Consider the following 21,999-nt stretch of genomic DNA (forward strand, 5'->3'; position numbering starts at 1 on the left):
AAACGCTCGGCTGGAAAACCCCAGCCGAGCGCCTGCGTGATCTACTGACGACCACGTAAGCCATCAGGTGTTGCGAGGACCCCAAGAATCCGCCAAGGCGTGGGCCCTCGCTTTTGTCCCGACAGCGCGGAGCGGTACCGTCGACCGTCGTGGAGCACAACAGAAAGGGCGTCGATGGCGATCGCCAAGGCCGAGCGGCTGATGAACCTGGCCCTGTGCCTGCTGGGAACCCGGCGCCCGCTGAGCAAGCGTGAGCTGCGGGGCTCCATCGAGGCCTACCTGGAAGCCGGTTCGGACGACGCCTTCAACCGGATGTTCGAGCGTGACAAGGACGATCTGCGCGAGCTCGGTCTGATCATCGAGACCGTGGAGAACCTGGACGGCGACATCGGCTACCTCGCCCGCCGCGACAGCAACCGGCTGCCCCCGATCACACTCGACGCCGAGGAGGCCGCGGCGCTCGGCCTGGCCGCCAAGGTCTGGCAGCAGGCGCGGCTGGCGGGCGCCGCCAGCGGCGCGCTCCAGAAGCTGCGGGCGGCCGGCATGCCGGAGGCCGAGGACGCGTACGAGGTGCACAGCGCGCTCGAACCCCGGATCCCCGTGCACGAGAGCGCGTTCGAGCCGTTGATGCTGGCCTGCCGTGACCGCCGGCCGGTGACCTTCGACTACCGCAAGGCCAACTCCGCCCGGCCCGGGACGCGCCACGTCGAGCCCTGGACCCTGGAGTGCTGGCGCGGCCACTGGTACCTGGCCGGCTGGGACCGGGAGCGCGGCGCCGAGCGGGTCTTCCGGCTCTCCAGGATCACCGGCAGGGTGCGCTCGCGCGCCGGAACCTTCACCGCGGAGGTGCCCGACGTCGTCACCGTCCGCGAGACCGTGGAGAGCTGGGCGGGGGAGACGGCGACCCGCACCGCCCGGATCCGGCTGCGCACCGGTGCCGGATACCCGCTGCGCTCGCGGGCCGTCTCGGTCCGCGAACTCGGGGACGGCTGGGACGAGTTGGAGATTCCGTACGGACACGGGCTGGACGCCTGGCTCGTCGAGTTCGGGCCGGACGTCGTCGTGCAGGAGCCCGCCGATCTGCGGGCCGACGTGATGGACCGGCTGCGTGCCGTGGCCAAGGACTGAGAGGGCCGTCCCATGGCCACGAACGCCATCGACCAGACCCGCCGGATGCTCTCCCTGGTCACGTACCTGCGCGAGCGTCCCGGTGCCCACGTGCAGGACGTCGCCCGTGCCTTCGGGATCACCGAGGACGAACTGATCTCCGATCTCGACGTGCTGCCCATGTGCGGTACGAGCTTCCGCGGCGGCGACCTGCTGGACATCGACACCGACGGCGAACGGATCTGGTGGCACAACCCGGACGACGTCGCCGAGCCGCTGCGGCTCGCGGCCGACGAGGCGACGGCGCTCCTGGTCGCCGCCCGCGCCGTCGCCACGCTGCCGGGGCTGCGCGAGAGCGACCGTCAGGCGCTGCTGCGGGCCACCGCGAAACTGGAGACCGCCGCCGGTGAGGTGGGGGCGGCCAGTTCGAGGCTGTCGGTCACCTTCGAGTCCGAGGGCGGCGTCTTCGCGGAGGTGGACCGGGCGATCTCGGAGCGGCGCCGGCTCTGGCTGCGCTACTACTCGCCCGCGCGGGACGAACTCACCGAGCGCGAGGTGGACCCGATCCGGCTGTTCGCCGTGGGACACACCTACATGGAGGCGTGGTGCCGTTCCTCCGAGGACCGGCGCACCTTCCGGCTCGACCGGGTCGCCGAGATCCGGCTGCTGGACGAACCGGCCGCGCCGCCGGAGCTCGAACTGAGGGACCTGTCCGAGGGGCTCGTCCAGCCGTCGGCCGAGGATCCGGAGGTCGTGGTCGAGGTCGGTCCCGGCGGGCGGTGGGTCGCCGAGTACTACCCGCACGACACCGCCCAGGAGCTGCCGGACGGCGGGCTGCGGATCACCTTGCGCACCCCCGATCCCGCCTCGCTGCGCAGACTGGCGCTGAGGCTCGGCGGGGAGGGGCGCATCGTGGCCCCGCCCGAGCTGGCGCGGAGCGCACAGCAAGCGGCTCGCGCCGCGCTCGCCGCCTACGACGACCCGGTCTGAGCGGATATCCGAGGGAGATATGAGAGAGATGTCTGTGATGTCGGATGTGTCGACTGTGGTGGTGCCGGAGTCCGTGCGCTTCAAGGCGGCCTGTCCGGACTGCCGCGGGCGGTTCGAACTGGCGGCGGGCGCCATCCGCCTCGCCGTGGGCGCCAGTCGCCGGACGACGTTCTACTCCTTCACCTGCCCGGAGTGCGGTGCGGCCGTCCGCAAGCCCGCCGGGGAGCGGATAGTCGAACTTCTCACCGGCGGTGGGGTACGGACGCTGCGCCTCCACAGCGGCGTCTGACGCGGCGCCGTGCCCGGCGCGCTCGCCGGTCGTGGCGCCGCCGCTCCCGCGTGTCCGTGGTCCCCGGCCCTTCTCCGTACCCGCCCGTCGGCAGTCCTTCGGGCACCTAGACACATCGAGGCTCCGCGCATGTTCTGGCCCATGCTCGCCATCGCCCTGGGATTTCTCGGTATCGCCGTCCTGGGCGTACTGGCCGTCAAGGTCTTCATCGAGGTCCGGCGTCTGGGGCGTCAGGTGACACTGACCGCCGAGCGCGTCAACCGGGCCGCGGAGGACCTCGAACGGGCCGCCGTGAATCTCGCCGCCACGGGCGAGACCCTGCGCTGAGAAGGCTCCGTCGTCCCCGGCGGGAGCATTCCGGGAACCGGCCGCCGGGCCGGGTCCGTCCGCTCCGTTCCGCGCGATCATGCGCTGCCGTGACCGGGGAAGACGGATCGGCGAGGCCGCGGCCTCCAGTTTCTCCGGTTCGGCAGGTACGCTGCTCAAGCGGCCCGGAGAGCGAGGCATGGGCCGTAACCGTGAGAACGCCCGGGTATTGCCCCGTGTTTACCCTTGCGGGATACGATCGCTGACAGTACGACGATCGGACGTCCGTCCGAGGTTCGACCCGCCCCACCCCTGCTGCCTCGGTGAGAAGGTACACGCATATGTTCGGAAGGCTCGGCGCTCCCGAGATCATCCTGATCCTCGTCGTCATCGTTCTGCTGTTCGGCGCGAAGAAGCTTCCCGACATGGCTCGCTCGCTCGGCAAGTCCGCTCGCATCCTGAAGAGCGAGGCCAAGGCGATGAAGTCCGAGGGCGGCCCGTCGGCCACCCCGGCCGAGCCGGCGGCGAACGACGCGGCCCAGGACCAGGCCGCCCCGCGCACCATCAAGGCCGCGCCCGGTGACGTGACCAGTTCCCGCCCGGTCGCCGAGCCGACCGACTCGACCAAGCGCTGACGCTGACCGATACGGGCCGACGCAGGCGCCGGGATCGGTGACGGCCCGCTGCACGAGATGAGGATGTGGGTTGCTCAAGTCTGCCCGCAAGCAGGAGACGGACCCAGAGGGCCGCATGCCCCTGGTGGAGCACCTGCGTGAGCTGCGTAATCGCTTGGTGAAGGGCCTGCTGGGGATCGTCGTCGTGACGATCGTCGCCGCTTTCTTCTACAAGGGGATCATCGAGTTCTTCACCAACCCGGTGCTGAAGTCGGTCGGTTGCGAGTCGAGCTTCGCCGATCTCGCCCAGAAGGAGGACGGTACCTGCGCGCGTATCGTCCTGAACGGTCTGCTCACACCGTTCACCCTGGCGCTCAAGGTCTCCCTGATGGCAGGTGTCGTCCTCTCCTCGCCGATCTGGCTCTACCAGCTGTGGGCCTTCATCGCCCCCGGTCTGCACCGGAACGAGAAGAAGTACTCCCTCGGCTTCGTGGGCGCGGGCTTCCCGCTCTTCCTCGCCGGCGGCTTCTTCGCGTACAAGATGCTGCCCACGATGGCCCGGGTGCTGCTCGACTTCTCACCGGCCGACCTGGACAACCAGCTGCCGCTGGACGAGCTGCTGGACCTGATCACACGCATGGTCGTGGTCTTCGGCCTCTCCTTCGAGCTGCCCCTGCTGCTCGTCATGCTGAACCTGGGCGGGGTGCTCACCGGCAAGCGGATGCTCGGCTGGTGGCGGGGCATGATCATGGGCATCACGGTCTTCGCCGCGGTCGCCACTCCCAGCACCGACCCGCTGTCGATGCTGGCGCTCGCCGGGCCGATCTGGGTCCTGTACTTCGTGGCCACGGGAATCTCCCTGCTCAACGACCGTCGCAAGGCCAGGATCGCGGCGCAGGGCCCGGGCGACGACGAGGCGTCGGAGCTGGACCTCACCCCCGACGACATCGGTGAGACCGAAGCGGTCTCGTCAGGCCGCTCCGTGCCGGGCCAGGCGAGCTCGGACCGTGACCGGGTCAACGGTTACGACGACATCACCTGACCTGTAGGGTCCCCGGGTGACCAGCGAGATCACCCTCTTCGTCAATCCCACCGCGGGAGGCGGCCGGGGCGCGCGTGCCGCGCAGCCGGCCGCTTCCGCGTTGCGGGACGCGGGATTCTCCGTGCGCACCGTTCTCGGCGAGGACGCCGGCGACGCGCTGCGGCGGGCCCGCGAGGCCGTCGCCGGTGGCACCGGCGCGCTGATGGCCGTGGGCGGGGACGGCATGATGTCCCTCGCCCTGCAGGCGGTCGCCGGGACGGACACCCCGCTCGGGGTCGTCGCCGTCGGCACCGGCAACGACTTCGCCCGTGCGCTGGGGCTGCCGATCAGGGATCCGGCGGCCGCCGGACGTCTTGCCGCCGAGGCGCTCAAGAGCGGCGCTGTCCGGGAGATCGACCTCGGCAGGGTCGGCGACCGGTGGTTCGGGTCCGTGCTCGCCACGGGCTTCGACTCCCGGGTCAACGACCGCGGCAACCGGATGCGCTGGGTCGGCGGCCGTTTCAAGTACGACCTCGCGATCCTCGCCGAACTCGCCGCGTTCCGGCCCGTCCCGTACCGGATCAGGCTGGACGGCGGGCCGGTCCGGGAGATCGAGGCGACGCTGATCGCCGTGGGCAACGGGACGACGTACGGCGGCGGCATGCGGATCTGCGCGGACGCCGTCATGGACGACGGGCTCCTCGACGTGACCGTCGTCGGCGAGTGCAGCCGCACCACGCTCCTCAAGGTCTTCCCCCGGGTCTACCGCGGCACGCACCTCGACCATCCCGTGGTGACCGTGCACCGGGTCTCCTCGATCGAGCTGGCCGCGCCCGGTCTCACCGCGTACGCGGACGGTGAGCCGCTGGGCGCGCTGCCGCTCACGGCGACCTGCGCACCGGGCGCGGTGCGGGTGCTCGGCCCCGTTCCGACCACCGGATTTTAAAGATCGCGCCACTGTCACAGGCGGCGGGTAGGCTCGAAGCAAGATGACAGAGGACCTCTCACCCGCTGAGCGATACCAGGCCTCCCGGCTCCGTGCCGCCGAGCTGGCCACCGCACTCGCGCCCTTCCGCGAGCTGTACGCGTTCGATCTGGACCCCTACCAGATCGAGGCGTGCGAGGCACTGGAGGCCGGCAAGGGCGTGCTCGTCGCGGCCCCGACCGGCTCGGGCAAGACGATCGTCGGCGAGTTCGCCGTGCACCTCGCCCTCGAACAGGGCCGCAAGTGCTTCTACACCACGCCCATCAAGGCGCTCTCCAACCAGAAGTTCGCCGACCTGGCCAAACGCTACGGGCCGGACAAGGTCGGCCTGCTGACCGGCGACAACAGCGTCAACGGTGATGCCCCCGTGGTCGTCATGACCACCGAGGTGCTGCGGAACATGCTGTACGCGGGCTCGCAGACGCTGCGCGGCCTCGGGTACGTGGTGATGGACGAGGTGCACTATCTCTCCGACCGGTTCCGGGGCGCCGTCTGGGAGGAAGTGATCATCCATCTCCCGGAGTCCGTGACGCTGGTGTCGCTCTCGGCGACCGTGTCCAACGCCGAGGAGTTCGGTGACTGGCTGGACACCGTCCGCGGCGACACCGAGGTCATCGTCTCCGAGCACCGCCCCGTGCCGCTCTGGCAGCACGTGCTGGCGGGCCGCCGGATGTACGACCTCTTCGAGGAGGAGTCCGACCACGGGGGCCGCGGTACCGCCCGCCGTGAGGTCAACCCCGATCTCATCCGGCTCGCCCGGATGGAGAACCAGCGGACGTACAACCCGCGCGAGCGCCGCCGCGGCAAGATGGTCCGGGAGGCGGACCGGGAGCGCGAGCGCCGCCAGCGCGGCCGGATCTGGACCCCGGCCCGGCCCGAGGTCATCGACCGGCTGGACGCCGAGGGGCTGCTGCCCGCCATCACGTTCATCTTCAGCCGGGCGGGCTGCGAGGCCGCGGTGCAGCAGTGCCTGCACGCCGGGCTGCGGCTCAACGACGAGGCGGGGCGCCGCCTGGTCCGCGAGATCGTCGAGGAGCGGACCGCCACCATCCCGGGTGAGGACCTCCACGTCCTCGGATACTACGAGTGGCTCGAAGGGCTGGAGCGGGGCATCGCCGCGCACCACGCCGGAATGCTGCCCACGTTCAAGGAAGTCGTCGAGGAGCTCTTCGTCCGCGGCCTCGTCAAGGCGGTCTTCGCCACCGAGACCCTGGCCCTCGGCATCAACATGCCCGCGCGTTCGGTCGTGCTGGAGAAGCTCGTCAAGTGGAACGGCGAGCAGCACGCCGACATCACCCCCGGCGAGTACACCCAGCTGACCGGACGGGCCGGGCGCCGCGGGATCGACGTCGAGGGCCACGCCGTGGTCCTGTGGCAGCGCGGCATGGACCCGGGCGCGCTGGCCGGGCTCGCGGGCACCCGCACCTATCCACTGCGCTCCAGCTTCCGGCCCTCGTACAACATGGCCGTCAACCTTGTGCACCAGTACGGGCGGCACCGCTCGCGCGAACTGCTGGAGACGTCCTTCGCGCAGTTCCAGGCGGACCGGTCGGTGGTGGGGATCTCCCGGCAGGTCCAGCGGAACGAGGAGGGGCTCGCGGGCTACCGGGAGGGCATGACCTGCCACCTCGGCGACTTCGGGGAGTACGCGCGACTGCGCCGCGAACTCAAGGACCGGGAGACCGAACTCGCCAAGCGGGGGGCCACACAGCGCCGGGTCGAGGCGGCGGCCTCCCTGGAGAAGCTGAAGCCCGGCGACATCATCCACGTGCCGACCGGGAAGTTCGCCGGGCTGGCGCTGGTCCTCGATCCCGGACTGCCGGCCGGCCGGGCCAACGGGCACGGGCGCCGGGGACCCGAATACCATGACGGGCCGCGGCCGTTGGTGCTGACCGCCGAGCGGCAGGTGAAGCGGCTCGCCTCGATCGACTTCCCGGTCCCGGTGCAGGCGCTGGAGCGGATGCGGGTGCCGAAGTCGTTCAACGCGCGCTCGCCGCAGTCGCGTCGCGATCTCGCCTCGGCGCTGCGCACGAAGGCCGGGCACATCGTGCCGGAGCGGCACCGCAAGGGGCGGGCCGCCGCCGCCGACGACCGGGAGATAGCCCGCCTCCGGGCGGAGTTGCGCGCGCACCCCTGCCACGGATGCGACGAGCGCGAGGACCACGCGCGGTGGGCCGAGCGCCACCACCGGCTCCAGCGCGACACCAAGCAGCTGGAGCGCCGTATCGAGGGGCGCACGAACACGATCGCCCGCACCTTCGACCGCATCGTCGCGCTGCTCACCGAGCTCGGCTACCTGCGCGGCGACGAGGTCACCGAGCACGGCCGACGGCTCGCCCGGCTCTACGGGGAGCTGGACCTGCTGGCCAGCGAATGCCTGCGCGACGGTGTCTGGGAGGGGCTCAGCCCCGCCGAACTCGCGGCCTGTGTCTCGGCGTTGGTGTACGAGGCGCGGCAGGCCGACGACGCCGTGGCGCCCAAGCTGCCGTCGGGGCCCGCCCGGACCGCGATGGGGGAGATGGTCCGGATCTGGGGCAGGCTCGACGCCCTGGAAGAGGATTTCAAGATCAACCAGGCGGAGGGCGTCGGCCAGCGCGAGCCCGACCTGGGGTTCGCCTGGGCGGTCCACATGTGGGCGTCGGGCCGGTCGCTGGACGAGGTGCTGAACGAGGTGGAGATGCCCGCCGGGGACTTCGTGCGGTGGTGCAAGCAGGTCATCGACGTGCTGGGCCAGATCGAGGCGGCCGCGCCACGGGACGGGAGCACGGTGGCGAAGAGCGCGCGCAAGGCGGTGGACGCGGTGCTGCGCGGTGTCGTGGCCTACAGCTCCGTGGGGTGAGGCCGGGGGCGGTTCCGCGTCCGGCCTCGGCGGGCCGGTACGGAGCACCGGGTACGGGACGCTCCGTACCGAGGGTGTTCCCGGCCGCCCGGGCCGGGACACCTCCGGCCCGGGCGGTACGTGTCAGACGACCGTGCGTGCCGCGTCCCGCTTGGCCACTTCCTCGCGGACGATCGGGATGACGTGCCGTCCGAAGTCGATCGCGTCGTCCAGCAGGTCGTAGCCGCGGGCGGAGAGGATGTCCACCCCCAGGTCGTAGTAGTCCAGCAGCGCCTGTGCCACCGTTTCCGGCGTGCCCACGAGGGCGGTGGAGTTGCCGGCCCCGCCCGTCTCCGCCGCGGTCGGTGTCCACAGCGCCCGGTCGTGGCGCTCGGCCTCGGCGGCCACCGCGAGGAGCCGTCGGGAACCGGTGTTCTCCGGAACGTTCGGCGAATGACGGCGGCCCGGCGGCGCACCGGCCCTGCGGGCCCTGATCCGCTCCAGCGTCCGATGGGCCTTCTCCCAGGCCAGTTCCTCGGTCGGCGCGATGACCGGCCGGAACGCGACCTGGATCCTCGGGAGATCCGTCCGGCCCGCCGCGCGTGCCGCGGCCCGCACCGAGGCGATCTGCTCCGCGGTCTGCGCCAGGGGCTCGCCCCACAGGCAGTAGATGTCGGCCTCGGCACCCCCGGCCGCGTACGCCGCCGGTGACGAGCCGCCGAACGAGACCTGCGGGTGCGGCTGCTGCGCGGGGAAGACGTCGCTCACGAAGTCGCGGAAGCGGTAGTACGTGCCCTCGTGGTCGAAGGGCTCGTGCGACGTCCACACCTTCTTGATGACCTCGATGGCCTCACGGGTGCGCGCGTACCGTTCGTCCTTGGTGAGGAAGTCGCCCTCGCGCCGCTGCTCGTGGTCGTTGCCGCCGGTGATGAAGTGGACGGCGAGCCGGCCGTCGCTGATGTGGTCCAGGGTCGCGAAGGTCTTGGCCGCGAACGTCGGGTACGAGACGTTGGGGCGGTGTGCGACGAGGATCTGGAGCGATTCGGTGCGGGCCGCGACATACGCGGCGGCGGGGGACGGGTCGGGGGAGCCGGATCCGTAGGCGAACAGCACCCGGTCCCAGCCGTGGTCCTCGTGCGCGCGGGCCAGCCGGAGCGTGTAGTTCCTGTCGAACGAGCCCCCGGATCGGGGGGTCACTTCGGAACCTTCGTTGGTCGCTGCGATGCCGAGAAACTCGACGGGCATGGCGAAGCCTCATCTCATCCTGCGGGGGAGGGTCGTGTGACGTGCTGACGCGGAAGCGGTCAGGGACGACACGAGGCGGACCACACACGACCGAAGTCGATGTGGTCACGGGTGACCAGCCGCAGCTGTGGGCTCATCAGCCCAGTGGAACAGGCGGGTTGGCGCCGAGTCAACCGTTCCCGGCGGCTCCGTGCCCGTGACGTCGCGGGCGGGTGGCGCCGGCCCGCGAGCCCGGGCCGCGGGTCCGTTCCCCGCCGTCCGGGTCAGGGCCGGGACGCACGGCCCTCGTCGGACCCGGCCGCGCCCGGCCCCGCGTGCCGCGCGGACAGGCCCGCGCGGCAGGCCAACTGGAGGGCCAGGCGGACATCCGGATCGTTCAGGTCGGCGCCCGTCAGCCGGACGACCTTGCGGATGCGGGCGCCCACCGCGTTCCGGTGCAGGTGCAGCGCCTCGGCGGCCCGGGCGGGCGAGTTGTTGTGGTCCAGATAGCCCTGGAGCGTGCGCAGCAGCGGTTCCGCCCGCTCCGCCCCCAACGCCAGGACGGGGGCGAGGAGTTCGGCGACCGCCTCACGAGCCGTGTCGGAGGCGTACCACTCCAGCAGCATCCGGTCGAGCCCCACCGCGTCGTGCGCGGCCACCGTCGCCGGACCGACGCGCGGCACGGCGGCACGTGCCTCCCGGGCCGAGGCGCGGATACCGAGCGGCCCCCGGTGCGCGGACCCCACACCGCACCGCAGTCCGGCCTCGGGCCGCAGCCCGGCCAGCCGGTCCACCACCCGGCGCGCGCGTGCCAGGACGGCGCGCCGCCCGTCCGCCCCCGGGTCGCCCGACCAGGTGCCGAGCAGGACGAGGGCGTCGTCGACGAGTGCGGCGTTCCACTGCACGGCATCGGCGGCCGACGCCGCCGCCGGACCCTCCCAGGCGCGCAGCAGGGTCAGTGCCTGGGACATCACCGCGTCCAGCGCCCTCGGCCGGTCGGCGGTGTCCGGACCACCGGCCTCCACCCGGAGCGCGATGTGCCAGCCGTCCACCGGCAGCGCGAGCGCCCGGCCCCGGGCGGCCAGCCGGGTCGCCTGATCACGCGGGGCCACGAGCAGCTCGGCGAGCAGCCGGCCGCGGGAGCGCACCGGGACGTCGCCGTGCCCGCCGCCCGCCGCCGCGAGGGCGGCCAGCGCCAGGACGGAGCGCACCGCGGACCCCGCGTGGCCGGGCAGCGGTGGCGCCGCGAGCCGGATCTCGCCGTCCGGTCCGGCGGCGGCGGCGCCCTCCTCGCCAGGACCCGCGGCCCGCAGTTCCACCGGGACCCCGAGGGCCCGGGTCGCCGCTGCCGCCACCCGCCCCGGGTCGCCCGCCGCGGCCGTCACCTCCCGCGCCGCGGCGGCGACCCGGGCGAGCGCCTCCGCGGCGGACCCGGCCACCGCCCGCTCCACCGCCACCACGAGGGCCGCGAGGTCGCCGTCGGCGTACAGCAGCGCGACCCGGCCCCGCTCGGCGAGCGCCCGCGCGGTCGCCGTCACCTCGGCGGGCGGTTCGTGCGGTGCCCGCGCCCTGCCCGTCAGGACGAGCGCGGCGGCCCCCGCCGCCGCGGCGTCGCGCACCGCCACGTCCAGCAGGTGTCCCGGCACCGGTGCCAGGAGCACGGCGACCGTGCCGACGGGCAGGGCGGCGAGCCGGTCCGGGCGCTGTTCCAGGCGCACCCCCGTGACCTCCACCGCGTCGAGCGGGCCCACCAGGGGGCGGAGCCCGTCAAGACCGGGGGAGGCGAGGAGATCGAGGAGGTTCGGCATCCCTCCAGTGTGCCGCGAGCACATCGACACGACGAACCGCGTGCCACGGACCCGGCCCGGACGATCCGCGTCTCCCTACGCTGGAACACATGCACGTGGACGCCGGAGCACTCGCCGACTTCGCGCGGGGCTGTGCCGTCCTGGGATCGGGGGGCGGCGGACCCGCCGATGTGACCCTCCCCGTCGCCGGACAGGCGATCGAGGAGTGCGGTCCGGTGCCCGTCGTCGCCCCGGCCGCGCTGCCCGCCGACGCGTGGGTCATGCCCGTCGGACTCGTCGGATCGCCCGCCGTCGCCGCCGAGCGGATCGGCGGCCGGGACGAGCCCGCGCGGCTGCGCGCCCGCTTCGAGGAACTGCACGACGCACCGGTGGCCGCGGTGATGAGCAGCGAGATCGGCGGCCTCAACGGCTGCCTGGCCGTCGCCTGGGCGGCCCGTCTGGGCCTGCCGCTGCTCGACGCCGACTCCATGGGACGCGCCTTCCCGCGCATGGACCAGAACGTCCTGGAACTCGCCGGGCTGCGCCCGGGCCCGACCGTCCTCGCCGACGAGCACGGCCACACCGTCGTCGTCGACGATGTCGACGGCGCGCACCTGGAACGGTTCGTCCGCGCCGCCGTCGCCGCCTTCGGCGGACGCGCCGCGTCCACCGACTACCCGCTCACGGCAGGGCAGGCCGCCCGCCACGCCGTCACCGGATCCGTCACCCGGGCGCTCGCGCTGGGCCGGGGCGAAGGCCCTGAGCCGCTGCTGACCGGCAAGGTCTCCTCGGTCCGCCGCTACGCCGCCGAGGACGCCGACGACGCCACCGCAGTCCTGCTGGAGGGGGCGGGCGCCGACGCGGGTCGACTCGTGCTCGTCGAGGCCCGCAGCGAATTCGTCGCCGCGCTGGAGGACGGCACTGCGCTCGCCGTCGTCCCGGATGTGATCGCGCTCGTCGACGTGCGGACCGGCTGGGCCGTCCCGGTCGAGGAGATCCGCTACGGGCTGCGCGTCGCCCTCGTCACGCTGCCGTCCGCCCCGGTCTGGTACACGCAGGACGGCCTGCGACTGGCCGGCCCGTCCGCGTTCGGCCTCCCCGGTCTGGCCCCCGGCCCCTCCCGGGCCGACCGCGACCCGGGAGGCACCCCGTGATCCTCGGCGTGGACGTCGGCCCCACCAACACCGACGCCGTCCTGCTCGACGGCGCCCGGGCGGTCCGGGCCGTCAAGGTTCCCTCGCTCCCCGGCGACGCCGTCGGGTCGCTCGTCGCCGCGGTCGGCGCGCTCCCCGCCGAGCCGCGGCGCCGGGCCACCCAGCTCGCCGTGGGCCTGCGGGTGGCCGCCCGGGCGGTCAGGGAACGGGACGGCCTGGCACGGGTGGGCGTGCTGCGCGTCGGCGGCACGGCCGCGGACGCCGTGCGGCCGCTGTTCGGCTGGCCCGCCCCGCTGCGCGACGCGGTCTGCGCGGGCACCGCGGACGTCCGGGGCGGCGGGGGCCTGGACCCCCGCGACACCACACCGCTCGACCGGGACGCCGTCGCCCGGTTCGGCGCCGCGCTCGCGGGCCGCGCCGAGGCGTTCGCCGTCACCGCCGTGTTCTCACCGGTCGACGGCGGTCAGGAACGGGAGGCCGCCGAGATCCTGCGCGCCGAGACCGGGCCCGACACGACCGTCCTGCTCTCCAGCGACGTCGGCAGCCTCGGCCTGCTGGCGCGGGAGAACGCCACCGTCCTCGACGCGGCCCTGTCCGTGCTGGTGGCCCGGGTCGCCGACGAACTGACCGCGGCCCTGCCCGGCCTCGGCCTCGCGCCCGGCGCCGCCATACTCGTCACCCGCAGCGACGGCACCCTGATGAGCCTGGAATACCTGCGCCGCCAGCCCGGGCTCAGCCTGGGCAGCGGCCCCGCCTGCACCCTTCGCGGCGCCGGGCTGCTCGCCGGGCTCGGCGACGCCGTGGTCGCCGACATCGGTGGCCGCCGCGCCCGGGTCGGCGCCCTGAGCGGCGGCTATCCGCAGGAGGCCGGTCCCGGCGAACGCTTCGGCGGCGTGCCCGTCAGCCTGCGCTTTCCCGATCTGATCACGGTGCCCGCCGACGCGCACCGCCAGCTCGCCGAGGCCGCCGACCGGATGCGCCCCGCGGCCGGACCGCTGCCGCTGATCCTGGTGGGCGGCGGCGCGGACGGTGTACCCGGCCCGGTACTCACCGGCTTCGACGTCGTACGACCGGAGCACGGCGGCGTGGCCGGTGCCTTCGGCGCGGCGGCCAGCCCCGTCGGCGGGCAGTACGACCGCATCGTCACCCGGGGCCCCGGCCGTCGGCTCGACGCCGTGCGCGAGGAGGTACGGGATCTCGCCAGGGCCGGTGCCGTTCGGGCCGGCGCCGACCCGCGACGCGTGGAGGTCCGGTCCGAACCGGACCTGCCGGTGCCGTACCTGCCGGGAGCGGTGCTCCTGCGCGCCCGGGCCGCGGGGCCACCGCTCCCGCTCTGAAACCCGCCCCACGTCCCACCCCGCTTTCCCGCGGAGCAGCCCGCCGCCGTGCTGCCGAGCCCCTTCGCCCATCCCGCACACCCGAGGACCGTCCCCATGACCCAGCAGTTCGACGTGCGGCCGCCCGCACAGGACGCGCCACCACCGCAGCCGCAGACCCAGGACGAGGACTACCCGCTGGAGCGGGTGCCGCGCGCGGCCCGCTACTCCTGGTTCAACGTCGCCGTGCAGCGCTTCGGCCAGCTCTCCGACCTGACCCAGTTCCTGCTGGGCGCCACGCTCGGCGCCGGGCTCTCCTTCTGGGGCGCGTTCTGGGCGTTCACGCTCGGCTCGGTGATCCTGGAGATCGTCTGCATCTTCGTCGGCATCGCGGGCATGCGGGAGGGGCTCTCCACGTCGATGCTGGTCCGCTGGACCGGGTTCGGGCGCTACGGATCGACCCTGATCGGGGTCGTCATCGCGGTAAGCCTGTTCGGATGGTTCGGCGTGCAGACGGCGGTCTTCGCCTCCGGACTGCACTCCATCGTGCCCGGACTGCCGGTCTGGGCCTGGTGCCTGATCTGCGGTCTCGGCGTCACCGCGCTGGTCCTGCGCGGCTTCCGTGCCATGGGCTGGACCGCGTTCGTCACGGTCCCGGCCTTCCTCGGGCTCGCGGGCTGGGCCATGGCGGTGGAGTTCTCCCGGCACGACATCGGCGACCTGGTGACCGCGGGGCCGTTCGGCGCCCATCTGTCCATCGCGACCGGCGCGACCATCGTGGCCGGCTCCTACATCGTCGGCGCCGTCACCACCCCCGACATGACCCGCTTCAACCGCAACACCGGAGACGTCGTCAAGCAGACCGTCGTCGGCATCAGCCTCGGCGAGTACGTCCTGGGTCTCGGCGGTGTCCTGCTCGCCTACGCGGTGAAGTCGTCCGACCTGATCGCCATCATCACGTCGTCCTCCGGCGTGATCGGCGTCATCGTCCTGGTCTCCGCCACCGTGAAGATCAACAACTGGAACCTCTACTCCTCGTCGCTCGGTCTGATCGGCGCCGTCGAGGCGCTGTTCAAGGTCCGGCTGCACCGGGTCGGCACGACCGTCGTCATCGGCGTGCTGGGCAGTCTCGCCGCCGCGGCCGGAATCCTGGACCGGTTCACCGACTTCCTCACCGTGCTCGGCATCCTCACCCCGCCGGTCGCCGGAATCATGGTCGCCGAGTACTTCGTGGTGAAGAAGTGGCGACCGCAGCTCGACGCGTCCCGCTCCGTGGGACGGCTGCCCGAGACCGAGCCCAGTTGGGTTCCGGCCACGATCGTCCTGTGGGGCGTCGCCTCCCTGTTCGGCTGGCTCGGCGACCACTACCAGTGGTGGGGGATACCGGCGCTCAACTCCCTGCTGCTCGCCGGGCTCGGCTACGTCGTCGTCGGCAAGCTCGGCCTGGTGCGCGGCGCCCGCGAGCTGCCGTTCGCCCAGCCCGCCCGACCCGCCGCGGCGATCGAGGCGGAGCAGGACGCGGCCCGGCCGCCGAGCGCCCTCAACAGTCTCTGACCGGCGGCCCCACCCCGACACCCCACCCGCTACGAAAGACGGACACACCATGCGCATCGGAATCGACGTCGGAGGCACCAACACCGACGCCGCCCTCCTGGGGGACGACGACCGGATCATCGCCACCGCGAAGACCCCCACCACCTCCGACATCACCTCGGGCGTCACCGCGGCGATCCGGGCCCTCGACCCGCCGAAGGAATCCGTCACCGCCGTGATGATCGGCACGACGCACTTCCTGAACGCGCTGATCGAGGGCGCCAGGCTGGCACCCGTCGCCGCGGTCCGTCTCGGGCTGCCGGCGACGGCGGCCCTGCCCCCGATGACGGACTGGCCGGAGCGCCAGCGGGCGGCCGTCGGCGGGCACGGGTACCTCTGCCACGGCGGGCGCGAGTTCGACGGACGGCCGCTGTCCCCGCTCGACCCTGACGAACTGCGGCGCACCGCCGCCGACATCGCCGCGCGGGGACTGACCTCGGTGGCCGTCTCCTCGGTGTTCTCGCCGGTGGCCGAGGACGACGAGCGCCGGGCCGCCGAGATCCTCGCCGCCGAGCTGGGACCGGACGTCCACTTCTCGCTCTCCCACGAGCTGGGCCGGGTCGGGCTGCTCGCCCGCGAGAACGCCACCATCATCAACGCGGCCCTGCGCGACCTGGCGAACACGATCGTGGCGTCGTTCGCCACGTCCCTCGCCGACGTCTCGCTGACCGCGCCGTTCTTCCTGTCGCAGAACGACGGCACGCTGATGGACGTCGACTTCGCGCGGGCCTACCCGGTGGCGACGTTCGCCTCGGGGCCCACCAACTCGATGCGCGGCGCCGCGTTCCTCTCCGGGCTCGGCGACTGCGCGGTCGTGGACGTCGGCGGCACCACCGCGGACGTCGGCATCCTGGCGGGCGGTTTCCCGCGCGAGGCGGCGGGCGAGAGCGAGGCCGCGGGCATCCGCACCAACTTCCGCATCCCCGACGTCCTCTCGCTCGGCATCGGCGGCGGGTCCCTGGTCTCGGCCGGGGGCGACACCGGCCCCCGCTCGGTGGGCTACCGGCTCACCGAGGAGGCACTGGTCTTCGGCGGATCCACCCTCACCGCGACCGACCTCGCGGTGGCCGCGGGCCGGGCCGACATCGGCGACCGCTCCCGGGTCGCCCACCTGGACCCGGAGTTCACCGCACGGGCCCTCGACCGGATCGCCGGGCGGCTCGCCGAGACCGTCGACCGGATGCGCACCTCGCCCGGTCCGCTGCCGGTCGTCGCGGTGGGCGGCGGCAGCGTGCTGGTGCCCTCGTCCCTGCCCGGCTTCGACGACGTGCGACGCCCGGGCCACTTCGACGTCGCCAACGCCGTCGGCGCCGCCATAGCCCAGGTCGGCGGCGAGGTGGACCGGGTCTTCAGAGTTCCCGAGGGCCGCCGCGACGCCGTGCTCGCCGAGGCCCGTGAGGAGGCGGTCGGCCGGGCCGAGAGCGCGGGCGCCAGGCCCGGCACCGTCCGCGTCGTCGACGTGGAGGAGGTCCCGCTCGCCTATCTGCCCGGCGGCGCGACCCGCATCCGGGTCAAGGCGGTCGGCGACCTCGACCTGAACGGCATCGGTACCACCCGCACCCCGGCCGGGGCGCGCGAGACCCACGGAGCAGCGTCACATGCGTGAGATCAACCTCGACAACCTCGACGACATCGCGCGCGGCGCGGGCATCCTCGGCACCGGCGGGGGCGGCGACCCGTACATCGGCAAGCTGCTGGCCCGCGAGGCCATCCGCAAGTACGGACCGGTCCGGCTCGTCGCCCTCGACGAGGTGCCGGCCGACGCCACCGTCGTCCCGGTCTCCGGGATGGGAGCACCGACGGTGCTGCTGGAACGCGTCCCGGCCGGCGGCGAGGAAGTCGCCGCCCTGCGCGCCCTGGAGAAGCACATCGGACGTCCCGCCACTCACATCGCACCGATCGAGGTCGGTGGCGTCAACTCGATGCTCCCCATCGCCTGCGCCGCGGAGGCCGGCCTTCCGCTGGTCGACGGGGACGCGATGGGCCGGGCCTTCCCCGAGGCGCAGATGGTGCTGCCCGGACTGATCGGGGTGGCCAACACGCCGATGGCGCTCGCCGACGACAAGGGCAACAGCATCATCGTCGACGCCGTCTCCAACCACGCCGCCGAGCGCATCGCCCGGGCCGTCTGCGTGGAACTCGGCTGCCAGATCTCCAGCGCCGACACCGTGATGCGCGGCGACCAGCTCGCCGACGGGCTCGTCCCCGCCACCCTCACGCTCGCCGAGCGGCTCGGAGCCGCCGTCCGCGAGGCCCGGGCCGCCCACACGGACCCGGTGCGCGCCGCCCGGGCCATGCTGTCCGGAACGCATCTGCTGACCGGCAAGGTCGTCGACGTCGGCCGCCGGACCGAGGGCGGCTTCGCCCGGGGCGGCGCCCGGATCGAGGGCGTCGGCGACGACACCGGCCGCCTCCTCGAACTCGGCTTCCAGAACGAGCATCTGCTCGCCACCCGGGACGGGGAGACGGTCGCCACCACCCCCGACCTGATCTGTGTGCTGGACACCGACACCGGTGACCCGGTAACTACCGAGGGACTGCGCTACGGCCTGCGGGTCAGTGTGCTCGCGGCCCCGTGCGACCCCCGCTGGACGACCCCGGGCGGTCTGGCACTCGCCGGACCGCGCTACTTCGGGTACGACGTCGACTACCTGCCGTTCCGGCGGGACTGAGCGGGGGCGGGGCGCGGCCCCGCCGGGCTGCGCGGCCGGCCGGTCCGTCACATGCGGACCGGCCGGCCGTTGTCCTCCCGGACTGCTTGCTCCCGAACCGCGCGTTCCTCTCAGGCCGTGCGCCTGCCGTGCTTGCCGCGCTTGAGGGAGGCACCGGCGCAGACCAGACCCAGGAGTACCGTCAGTCCGCCGACGATGACGTTGTTCAGGACGACGCCGAGGCTCGGGGCGCTGCCGACGACCCAGGTCGAGATGATCAGCCAGGCGCCCATGGCGCAGATGGCCCAGCTCAGGCCGTACATCCGTTCCGGCATGGCGGTGAAACCGAGACCCAGCGCCGCGATCGCGATACCGATGATGAGGTTGTGGACCATCAGCGACGGCTGGGTGGCGGTGAAGTGGATCACCCAGGGCGAGATGGCGCAGTAGAGACCGACGAGGAACACCGGTGCGTCCACGAGTGCCACGTCACGCCCACCGAGCACGCGGTCGTAACGATCACGCATTTCGGAAACATCGGGGTGGCCGGCCATCTCACGGCCGGCGTGCGAGAGGTTCGACATGGGGTTCGTCTCCTTCGCTTCCGCGGACCGGGCCACCACGTCGTGCACGGGAGGCCCGCACTGCCATTGTGCTCTTATATGTCCCTTATGCGTAATCGTGCGGCGCGCGGCGGCCTCGCGGAACGGGAGGCGGACGGAGCGGCGTCCAGCCATGCGGCCCGGTTCCGCGGGCCGGGCCTCCTCGGCATCCGGCCACCTCGTCCGGGGAGCGGCACGTGCGGCGGCCCGGTCCAGCGCGCCGGAGCCGTGCACCGCGCCGCCGGTCATGTCGTCGAACCGCCGCCTGCCGTGCGAGGTCCGGTGCGCACGCCCGCCGCGTCGCCGGAATCGTCCCCGGGCGGGGTGCCGGGCGGAGTCGGGCCCGCCCGGCGCGTCACCACGTCACATCCTCAGGGCCGGTCGAGGCCGCGGGCCCGTTCGAAGCGGGCTCGCGCCTCGCCGAGGTCGACGAGCGGTGCCGGGTAGTCCGGCGCGGCCTCCCGGGCGGCAGGCTTCCACGGCTCGTGGACGGTCCCGCCCGACAGCCCGGCGAGTTCCGGCACCCAACGGCGCACGTACGCGCCCCGGGGATCGAACCGCCTGCCCTGGACCACCGGGTTGAGGACGCGGTTGGGCCGGGTGTCCGTGCCCGTCCCGGCCATCCACTGCCAGTTCAGCTGATTGTTCGCCAGATCGCCGTCGACCAGCAGGTCCAGGAAGTGCGCGGCCCCGACCCGCCAGTCCGCGTACAGGGTCTTGGTCAGGAAACTCGCCGTCAGCATCCGTGCCCGGTTGTGCATCCAGCCCTCGTGCGCCAGTTGCCGCATCCCCGCGTCCACCAACGGATAGCCGGTGCGTCCGGCCCGCCAGGCGGCGATCTCGTCCTCGTCCGACCGCCAGCGGTCGCCGCGCGGCCGGTAGTCGGCGCGGGCGGCGTCCGGACGGGCGGCCAGCACCTGGTGGTGGAAGTCCCGCCAGGCCAGTTGCCGTACGAACGCCTCGGCGCCCGGCCCGCCCCGGTGCCGCGCCCGGTGGACCACTTCGGCCGCCGAGAGGCAGCCGAAGTGGAGGTAGGGGGAGAGACGCGACGTCGCGTCACCGGCCAGATCGTCATGACCGCTCTCGTAGTCGGCCATCGGGCCGTTCAGCCAGGACGACAGGAGCCGGCGCCCCGCTGACTCGCCGCCCGGGGCGAGCCCGGGCGACACCCCGGTCACCTCGCCCCGCTCCGGCACCGGGCCGCCCGCCACCCCCTCCGGCAGCCGCACCGTCCGCGGCGCGGGCAGGGTGCCCCGGATCTCCTCCGCCTCCCAGCGGCGGAAGTACGGTGTGAACACCGCGAAATGGTCGCGGCCCGCCGGGACGACCCGGCCCGGGGCGAGTGCCGTGACGACCGCGTCGTGGACGTGCAGCGTGCAGCCGACGGCCGCCAGCGCCCTGCGCAGCCGCTCCTCGCGGCGCACCGCGTAATCGCTCACCCCGGCCGCGACGTGCAGGTCGCCGGCCCCCGTCTCCGTGACGACGGCACGGGCCGCACCCACCACGTCACCGTCCCGGACGATGAGCCGCCCGCCGCGACGGCGCAGCCCCGCGTCGAGGTCCTGGAGGCAATCCGCGAGGAACGCGCGGCGGTTGGGGGCGTCGAACCCGGCCCGCCGGATGCCCCGGTCGCGCACGAACAGCGGAACGACGGCGTCCGTGTCGCGACCGGCGGCCCGCAGTACCGGGTTGTCGTGCAGCCGCAGGTCGGAGGTGAACAGGGCAACGGAGACGGACATGTGCGGGTGTTTTCCTGTCGTCGGTGTGTCACGCGGCCGTACCCGACGGGACCACGGGCGCGGCGCGCGGGACGGGAGCGCGGAGGCACGGGACGGCCGGCCCGGGCATGCGCGCATCCTTCCACGGGCCCGGCCCCGGGCCGACGGTCCCGCGCCGCGCGCGTCGCCTGTTGCTCCCCGGCCCGTCGCGTGACAGCCCTTACGGCAGAGGCGCGTTCCCGATCCGGTCCCGGACCTCGTTCCCGGCCCGGGTCCTCGACAGCAGTACCGCCCGCAGCGCGAGGAAGACCAGCAGGGCGAACGGCGACAGCAGGATCGTCAGCACCAGCAGAGGCCCCATCACCAGCGGAGAGACCCCCAGTCGGCGTCCCTCCAGGAACATCCACTGGCCCAGCAGCAGATCCCACGCGATGATCTGCGCCCAGAACGCCCCGGCCCCGTTCGCCAGCGCCACCAGATCGCGGAAGGTGTCGATGTCGGGACTGCGCACCGCTTCCCAGAGTTCCGGGAGGACGGGCACGGCCATGACCAGGTAGAGCGCCAGTACCGGGAGGACGGTGAGCGGGGAGGCGGCGATCCGTGCCGTGGGGCGCCAGTTGGGGGCGAGGATCATGAGCAGCCAGAACGGGGCGGTCAGATAGAACGTGATCTCGAAGAGTGTGCCGGTCATGCCACGAGCTCCTTCTCCGTGCGGGGGCGTGGGGACGCGGAACCGGAGACGTCCTCGGGCGGTGGGTTGGTCGATCGCAGCGCTCCGAGACCGCAGACGGCGGTCGCCGCCGCGATCAGGGCCGCCGCGCCCAGCGTCGCACCGTCGGGGTGGACCAGCGGCTGTCCGCGCAGCGCCTGCCAGGTGAGGAGTGCGACGACCGCCGTGTACGCCCCGGCGGCGACCAGCACCAGCCGCAGACGGACGCGCGGATCGCGCAGCCGGGCCAGGCGCGGGGCCGACACCGTCAGCACGAGCAGGAAAAGCGGGAGCAGTTGGAGCGCGTGCATGCCCACGAAGTGCGGTATCCGCAGATCGCCACCGGTCGTCGACCAGCCGGTGAGCGGCATCGAGGGGCCGCCGTCAGGTACGCCGACGGAGTGCGCGCCGATCACGTCGGCGGTGTCCAGGCTCCCGGCCGCCCGCTGTCCGGGCGTGGGCCGGGTCATCAGGAAACCGATGGCCGCTCCCGCCAGGGCGAGCAGCACTCCGGACCGGACCGCCAGGGCCGCGGCGCGGTCGGCCATGCGGGTTCGCAGCAGCAGGACGGCCATGACCAGGGTGCCGGTCCACAGCACGACCACCGTGACGGCCATGATGCCGAACAGTCTTTCGTCGATGGGCGTCGCGTGGTTGAAGTGGCTCCGCTTCCCGCGCACCACCTGGGTGGTGATGATCGCCATCTCGACGAGACCGGATACGGCGATCACGGTCCCGGCCCACCGGCCGGCGCGTCGGCCCCGGGTCACCAGGGTCAGCATCCAGGCGAGCGCGAGCGCGTAGACGACGAACGAGACCGCGAACTTGAACGGCTTGGACCAGATCGCCGCGCCCGCCAGTACCCGGTCGTCGACCAGCAGCCCCACCGCCGAGACCACCGCCATGACGGCCATCGCCGCCGCGAAGAGCACCAGCGGCCGGTGCCACGAGAGCGGTGCGGAAGGCAGGAGCGGCCGATGGCGCGCGGCGCGCCCCGAGTTCGGTGAAGACATGGGATCCCCCCAGGGAAATATGGATAGTAGAGCTTTCCGCTATCCGATAGGGGAACTATCTATGATGGGGCGGGGGGTTGGCAAGGCGAAAGGAAGAACGCG

Annotated in this window: 19 protein-coding genes; 13 read left to right on the top strand and 6 right to left on the bottom strand. The window is 73.2% G+C overall.

What is annotated here, in order from left to right:
• Positions 1–174: 174 nt before the first annotated feature.
• The 8 genes from ACF1CT_RS33890 (at position 175) to ACF1CT_RS33925 (ending at position 8,151) form a co-directional block, all read left to right on the top strand.
• Positions 175–1,128 carry a helix-turn-helix transcriptional regulator gene (locus ACF1CT_RS33890; RefSeq protein WP_391787862.1) on the top strand — a complete coding sequence of 318 codons (954 nt, stop codon included), beginning with the start codon at positions 175–177 and terminating at the stop codon, positions 1,126–1,128.
• 12 nt (positions 1,129–1,140) lie between these two features.
• A complete protein-coding gene (locus ACF1CT_RS33895) occupies positions 1,141–2,097 on the top strand; it encodes a helix-turn-helix transcriptional regulator (protein WP_391787863.1) in 957 nt (318 codons plus the stop codon).
• Positions 2,098–2,116: 19 nt separating this feature from the next.
• Positions 2,117–2,386: a hypothetical protein gene (locus ACF1CT_RS33900; protein ID WP_391787864.1), complete on the top strand. Its 270-nt coding sequence runs from the start codon at positions 2,117–2,119 to the stop codon at positions 2,384–2,386.
• A 129-nt stretch (positions 2,387–2,515) separates the two neighbouring features.
• Entirely contained in the window at positions 2,516–2,713 is a 198-nt protein-coding gene (locus tag ACF1CT_RS33905) for a hypothetical protein (protein WP_391787865.1), read from the top strand.
• Positions 2,714–3,033: 320 nt separating this feature from the next.
• A complete protein-coding gene (gene tatA / locus ACF1CT_RS33910) occupies positions 3,034–3,327 on the top strand; it encodes a Sec-independent protein translocase subunit TatA (protein ID WP_376242239.1) in 294 nt (97 codons plus the stop codon).
• 70 nt (positions 3,328–3,397) lie between these two features.
• A complete protein-coding gene (tatC, locus tag ACF1CT_RS33915; RefSeq protein WP_391787866.1) occupies positions 3,398–4,348 on the top strand; it encodes a twin-arginine translocase subunit TatC in 951 nt (316 codons plus the stop codon).
• Between the two features lie 16 nt (positions 4,349–4,364).
• Positions 4,365–5,273, top strand: a complete 909-nt coding sequence (locus ACF1CT_RS33920) for a diacylglycerol kinase (RefSeq protein WP_391787867.1) — start codon at positions 4,365–4,367, stop codon at positions 5,271–5,273.
• A gap of 43 nt (positions 5,274–5,316) precedes the next feature.
• Entirely contained in the window at positions 5,317–8,151 is a 2,835-nt protein-coding gene (locus tag ACF1CT_RS33925; RefSeq protein WP_391787868.1) for a DEAD/DEAH box helicase, read from the top strand.
• Between the two features lie 123 nt (positions 8,152–8,274).
• Here the strand turns inward: ACF1CT_RS33925 and ACF1CT_RS33930 are convergent, their stop codons facing one another.
• Positions 8,275–9,375, bottom strand: a complete 1,101-nt coding sequence (locus ACF1CT_RS33930) for an LLM class flavin-dependent oxidoreductase (RefSeq protein WP_391787869.1) — start codon at positions 9,373–9,375, stop codon at positions 8,275–8,277.
• A 263-nt stretch (positions 9,376–9,638) separates the two neighbouring features.
• Entirely contained in the window at positions 9,639–11,162 is a 1,524-nt protein-coding gene (locus ACF1CT_RS33935; protein WP_391787870.1) for a PucR family transcriptional regulator, read from the bottom strand.
• 89 nt (positions 11,163–11,251) lie between these two features.
• On the opposite strand from ACF1CT_RS33935, the gene ACF1CT_RS33940 reads away from it, so the two are divergent.
• The 5 genes from ACF1CT_RS33940 (at position 11,252) to ACF1CT_RS33960 (ending at position 17,876) form a co-directional block, all read left to right on the top strand.
• The gene (locus ACF1CT_RS33940; RefSeq protein ID WP_391787871.1) at positions 11,252–12,295 is read left to right on the top strand and encodes a DUF917 domain-containing protein; all 1,044 of its coding nucleotides are present in this window, start codon (positions 11,252–11,254) and stop codon (positions 12,293–12,295) included.
• Complete coding sequence (locus ACF1CT_RS33945) at positions 12,292–13,632, top strand: hydantoinase/oxoprolinase N-terminal domain-containing protein (RefSeq protein WP_391787872.1); 1,341 nt, start codon at positions 12,292–12,294, stop codon at positions 13,630–13,632. The genes ACF1CT_RS33940 and ACF1CT_RS33945 overlap by 4 nt, the downstream gene beginning before the upstream one ends.
• A gap of 96 nt (positions 13,633–13,728) precedes the next feature.
• Positions 13,729–15,165, top strand: coding sequence for a purine-cytosine permease family protein (locus tag ACF1CT_RS33950; protein ID WP_391787873.1), 1,437 nt, complete (start codon positions 13,729–13,731; stop codon positions 15,163–15,165).
• A gap of 49 nt (positions 15,166–15,214) precedes the next feature.
• Positions 15,215–16,810 (top strand): hydantoinase/oxoprolinase N-terminal domain-containing protein, encoded by a 1,596-nt coding sequence (locus ACF1CT_RS33955; RefSeq protein WP_391787874.1) that lies wholly within the window; start codon positions 15,215–15,217, stop codon positions 16,808–16,810.
• The gene (locus ACF1CT_RS33960; protein ID WP_391787875.1) at positions 16,803–17,876 is read left to right on the top strand and encodes a DUF917 domain-containing protein; all 1,074 of its coding nucleotides are present in this window, start codon (positions 16,803–16,805) and stop codon (positions 17,874–17,876) included. The genes ACF1CT_RS33955 and ACF1CT_RS33960 overlap by 8 nt, the downstream gene beginning before the upstream one ends.
• Positions 17,877–17,986: 110 nt before the next feature.
• Here ACF1CT_RS33960 and ACF1CT_RS33965 read toward each other — a convergent pair whose 3' ends face one another.
• The 4 genes from ACF1CT_RS33965 to ACF1CT_RS33980 all read right to left on the bottom strand — a co-directional run bounded on the left by ACF1CT_RS33965 (position 17,987) and on the right by ACF1CT_RS33980 (position 21,798).
• Positions 17,987–18,439 carry an SPW repeat protein gene (locus tag ACF1CT_RS33965; RefSeq protein ID WP_391787876.1) on the bottom strand — a complete coding sequence of 151 codons (453 nt, stop codon included), beginning with the start codon at positions 18,437–18,439 and terminating at the stop codon, positions 17,987–17,989.
• Between the two features lie 389 nt (positions 18,440–18,828).
• A complete protein-coding gene (locus tag ACF1CT_RS33970) occupies positions 18,829–20,196 on the bottom strand; it encodes a cryptochrome/photolyase family protein (RefSeq protein WP_391787877.1) in 1,368 nt (455 codons plus the stop codon).
• A 199-nt stretch (positions 20,197–20,395) separates the two neighbouring features.
• Positions 20,396–20,866, bottom strand: a complete 471-nt coding sequence (locus tag ACF1CT_RS33975) for an ABA4-like family protein (RefSeq protein WP_391787878.1) — start codon at positions 20,864–20,866, stop codon at positions 20,396–20,398.
• Positions 20,863–21,798 carry a hypothetical protein gene (locus ACF1CT_RS33980; protein ID WP_391787927.1) on the bottom strand — a complete coding sequence of 312 codons (936 nt, stop codon included), beginning with the start codon at positions 21,796–21,798 and terminating at the stop codon, positions 20,863–20,865. The genes ACF1CT_RS33975 and ACF1CT_RS33980 overlap by 4 nt, the downstream gene beginning before the upstream one ends.
• Positions 21,799–21,999: the final 201 nt, after the last annotated feature.

This window comes from Streptomyces sp. NPDC014734 (assembly GCF_043083325.1).
Lineage (GTDB): Bacteria > Actinomycetota > Actinomycetes > Streptomycetales > Streptomycetaceae > Streptomyces.

Excerpts from the sequence above, each read along its gene's own strand:
- ACF1CT_RS33955 (WP_391787874.1), top strand. The coding sequence starts at position 15,215 with ATGCGCATCGGAATCGACGTCGGAGGCACCAACACCGACGCCGCCCTC.
- ACF1CT_RS33970 (WP_391787877.1), bottom strand. The coding sequence starts at position 20,196 with ATGTCCGTCTCCGTTGCCCTGTTCACCTCCGACCTGCGGCTGCACGAC.
- tatA (WP_376242239.1), top strand. The coding sequence starts at position 3,034 with ATGTTCGGAAGGCTCGGCGCTCCCGAGATCATCCTGATCCTCGTCGTC.
- ACF1CT_RS33980 (WP_391787927.1), bottom strand. The coding sequence starts at position 21,798 with ATGGCCGTCATGGCGGTGGTCTCGGCGGTGGGGCTGCTGGTCGACGAC.
- ACF1CT_RS33960 (WP_391787875.1), top strand. The coding sequence starts at position 16,803 with ATGCGTGAGATCAACCTCGACAACCTCGACGACATCGCGCGCGGCGCG.
- ACF1CT_RS33975 (WP_391787878.1), bottom strand. The coding sequence starts at position 20,866 with ATGACCGGCACACTCTTCGAGATCACGTTCTATCTGACCGCCCCGTTC.
- ACF1CT_RS33950 (WP_391787873.1), top strand. The coding sequence starts at position 13,729 with ATGACCCAGCAGTTCGACGTGCGGCCGCCCGCACAGGACGCGCCACCA.
- ACF1CT_RS33890 (WP_391787862.1), top strand. The coding sequence starts at position 175 with ATGGCGATCGCCAAGGCCGAGCGGCTGATGAACCTGGCCCTGTGCCTG.
- ACF1CT_RS33940 (WP_391787871.1), top strand. The coding sequence starts at position 11,252 with ATGCACGTGGACGCCGGAGCACTCGCCGACTTCGCGCGGGGCTGTGCC.
- ACF1CT_RS33895 (WP_391787863.1), top strand. The coding sequence starts at position 1,141 with ATGGCCACGAACGCCATCGACCAGACCCGCCGGATGCTCTCCCTGGTC.
- ACF1CT_RS33930 (WP_391787869.1), bottom strand. The coding sequence starts at position 9,375 with ATGCCCGTCGAGTTTCTCGGCATCGCAGCGACCAACGAAGGTTCCGAA.
- ACF1CT_RS33935 (WP_391787870.1), bottom strand. The coding sequence starts at position 11,162 with ATGCCGAACCTCCTCGATCTCCTCGCCTCCCCCGGTCTTGACGGGCTC.
- ACF1CT_RS33925 (WP_391787868.1), top strand. The coding sequence starts at position 5,317 with ATGACAGAGGACCTCTCACCCGCTGAGCGATACCAGGCCTCCCGGCTC.
- ACF1CT_RS33900 (WP_391787864.1), top strand. The coding sequence starts at position 2,117 with ATGAGAGAGATGTCTGTGATGTCGGATGTGTCGACTGTGGTGGTGCCG.
- ACF1CT_RS33905 (WP_391787865.1), top strand. The coding sequence starts at position 2,516 with ATGTTCTGGCCCATGCTCGCCATCGCCCTGGGATTTCTCGGTATCGCC.
- ACF1CT_RS33965 (WP_391787876.1), bottom strand. The coding sequence starts at position 18,439 with ATGTCGAACCTCTCGCACGCCGGCCGTGAGATGGCCGGCCACCCCGAT.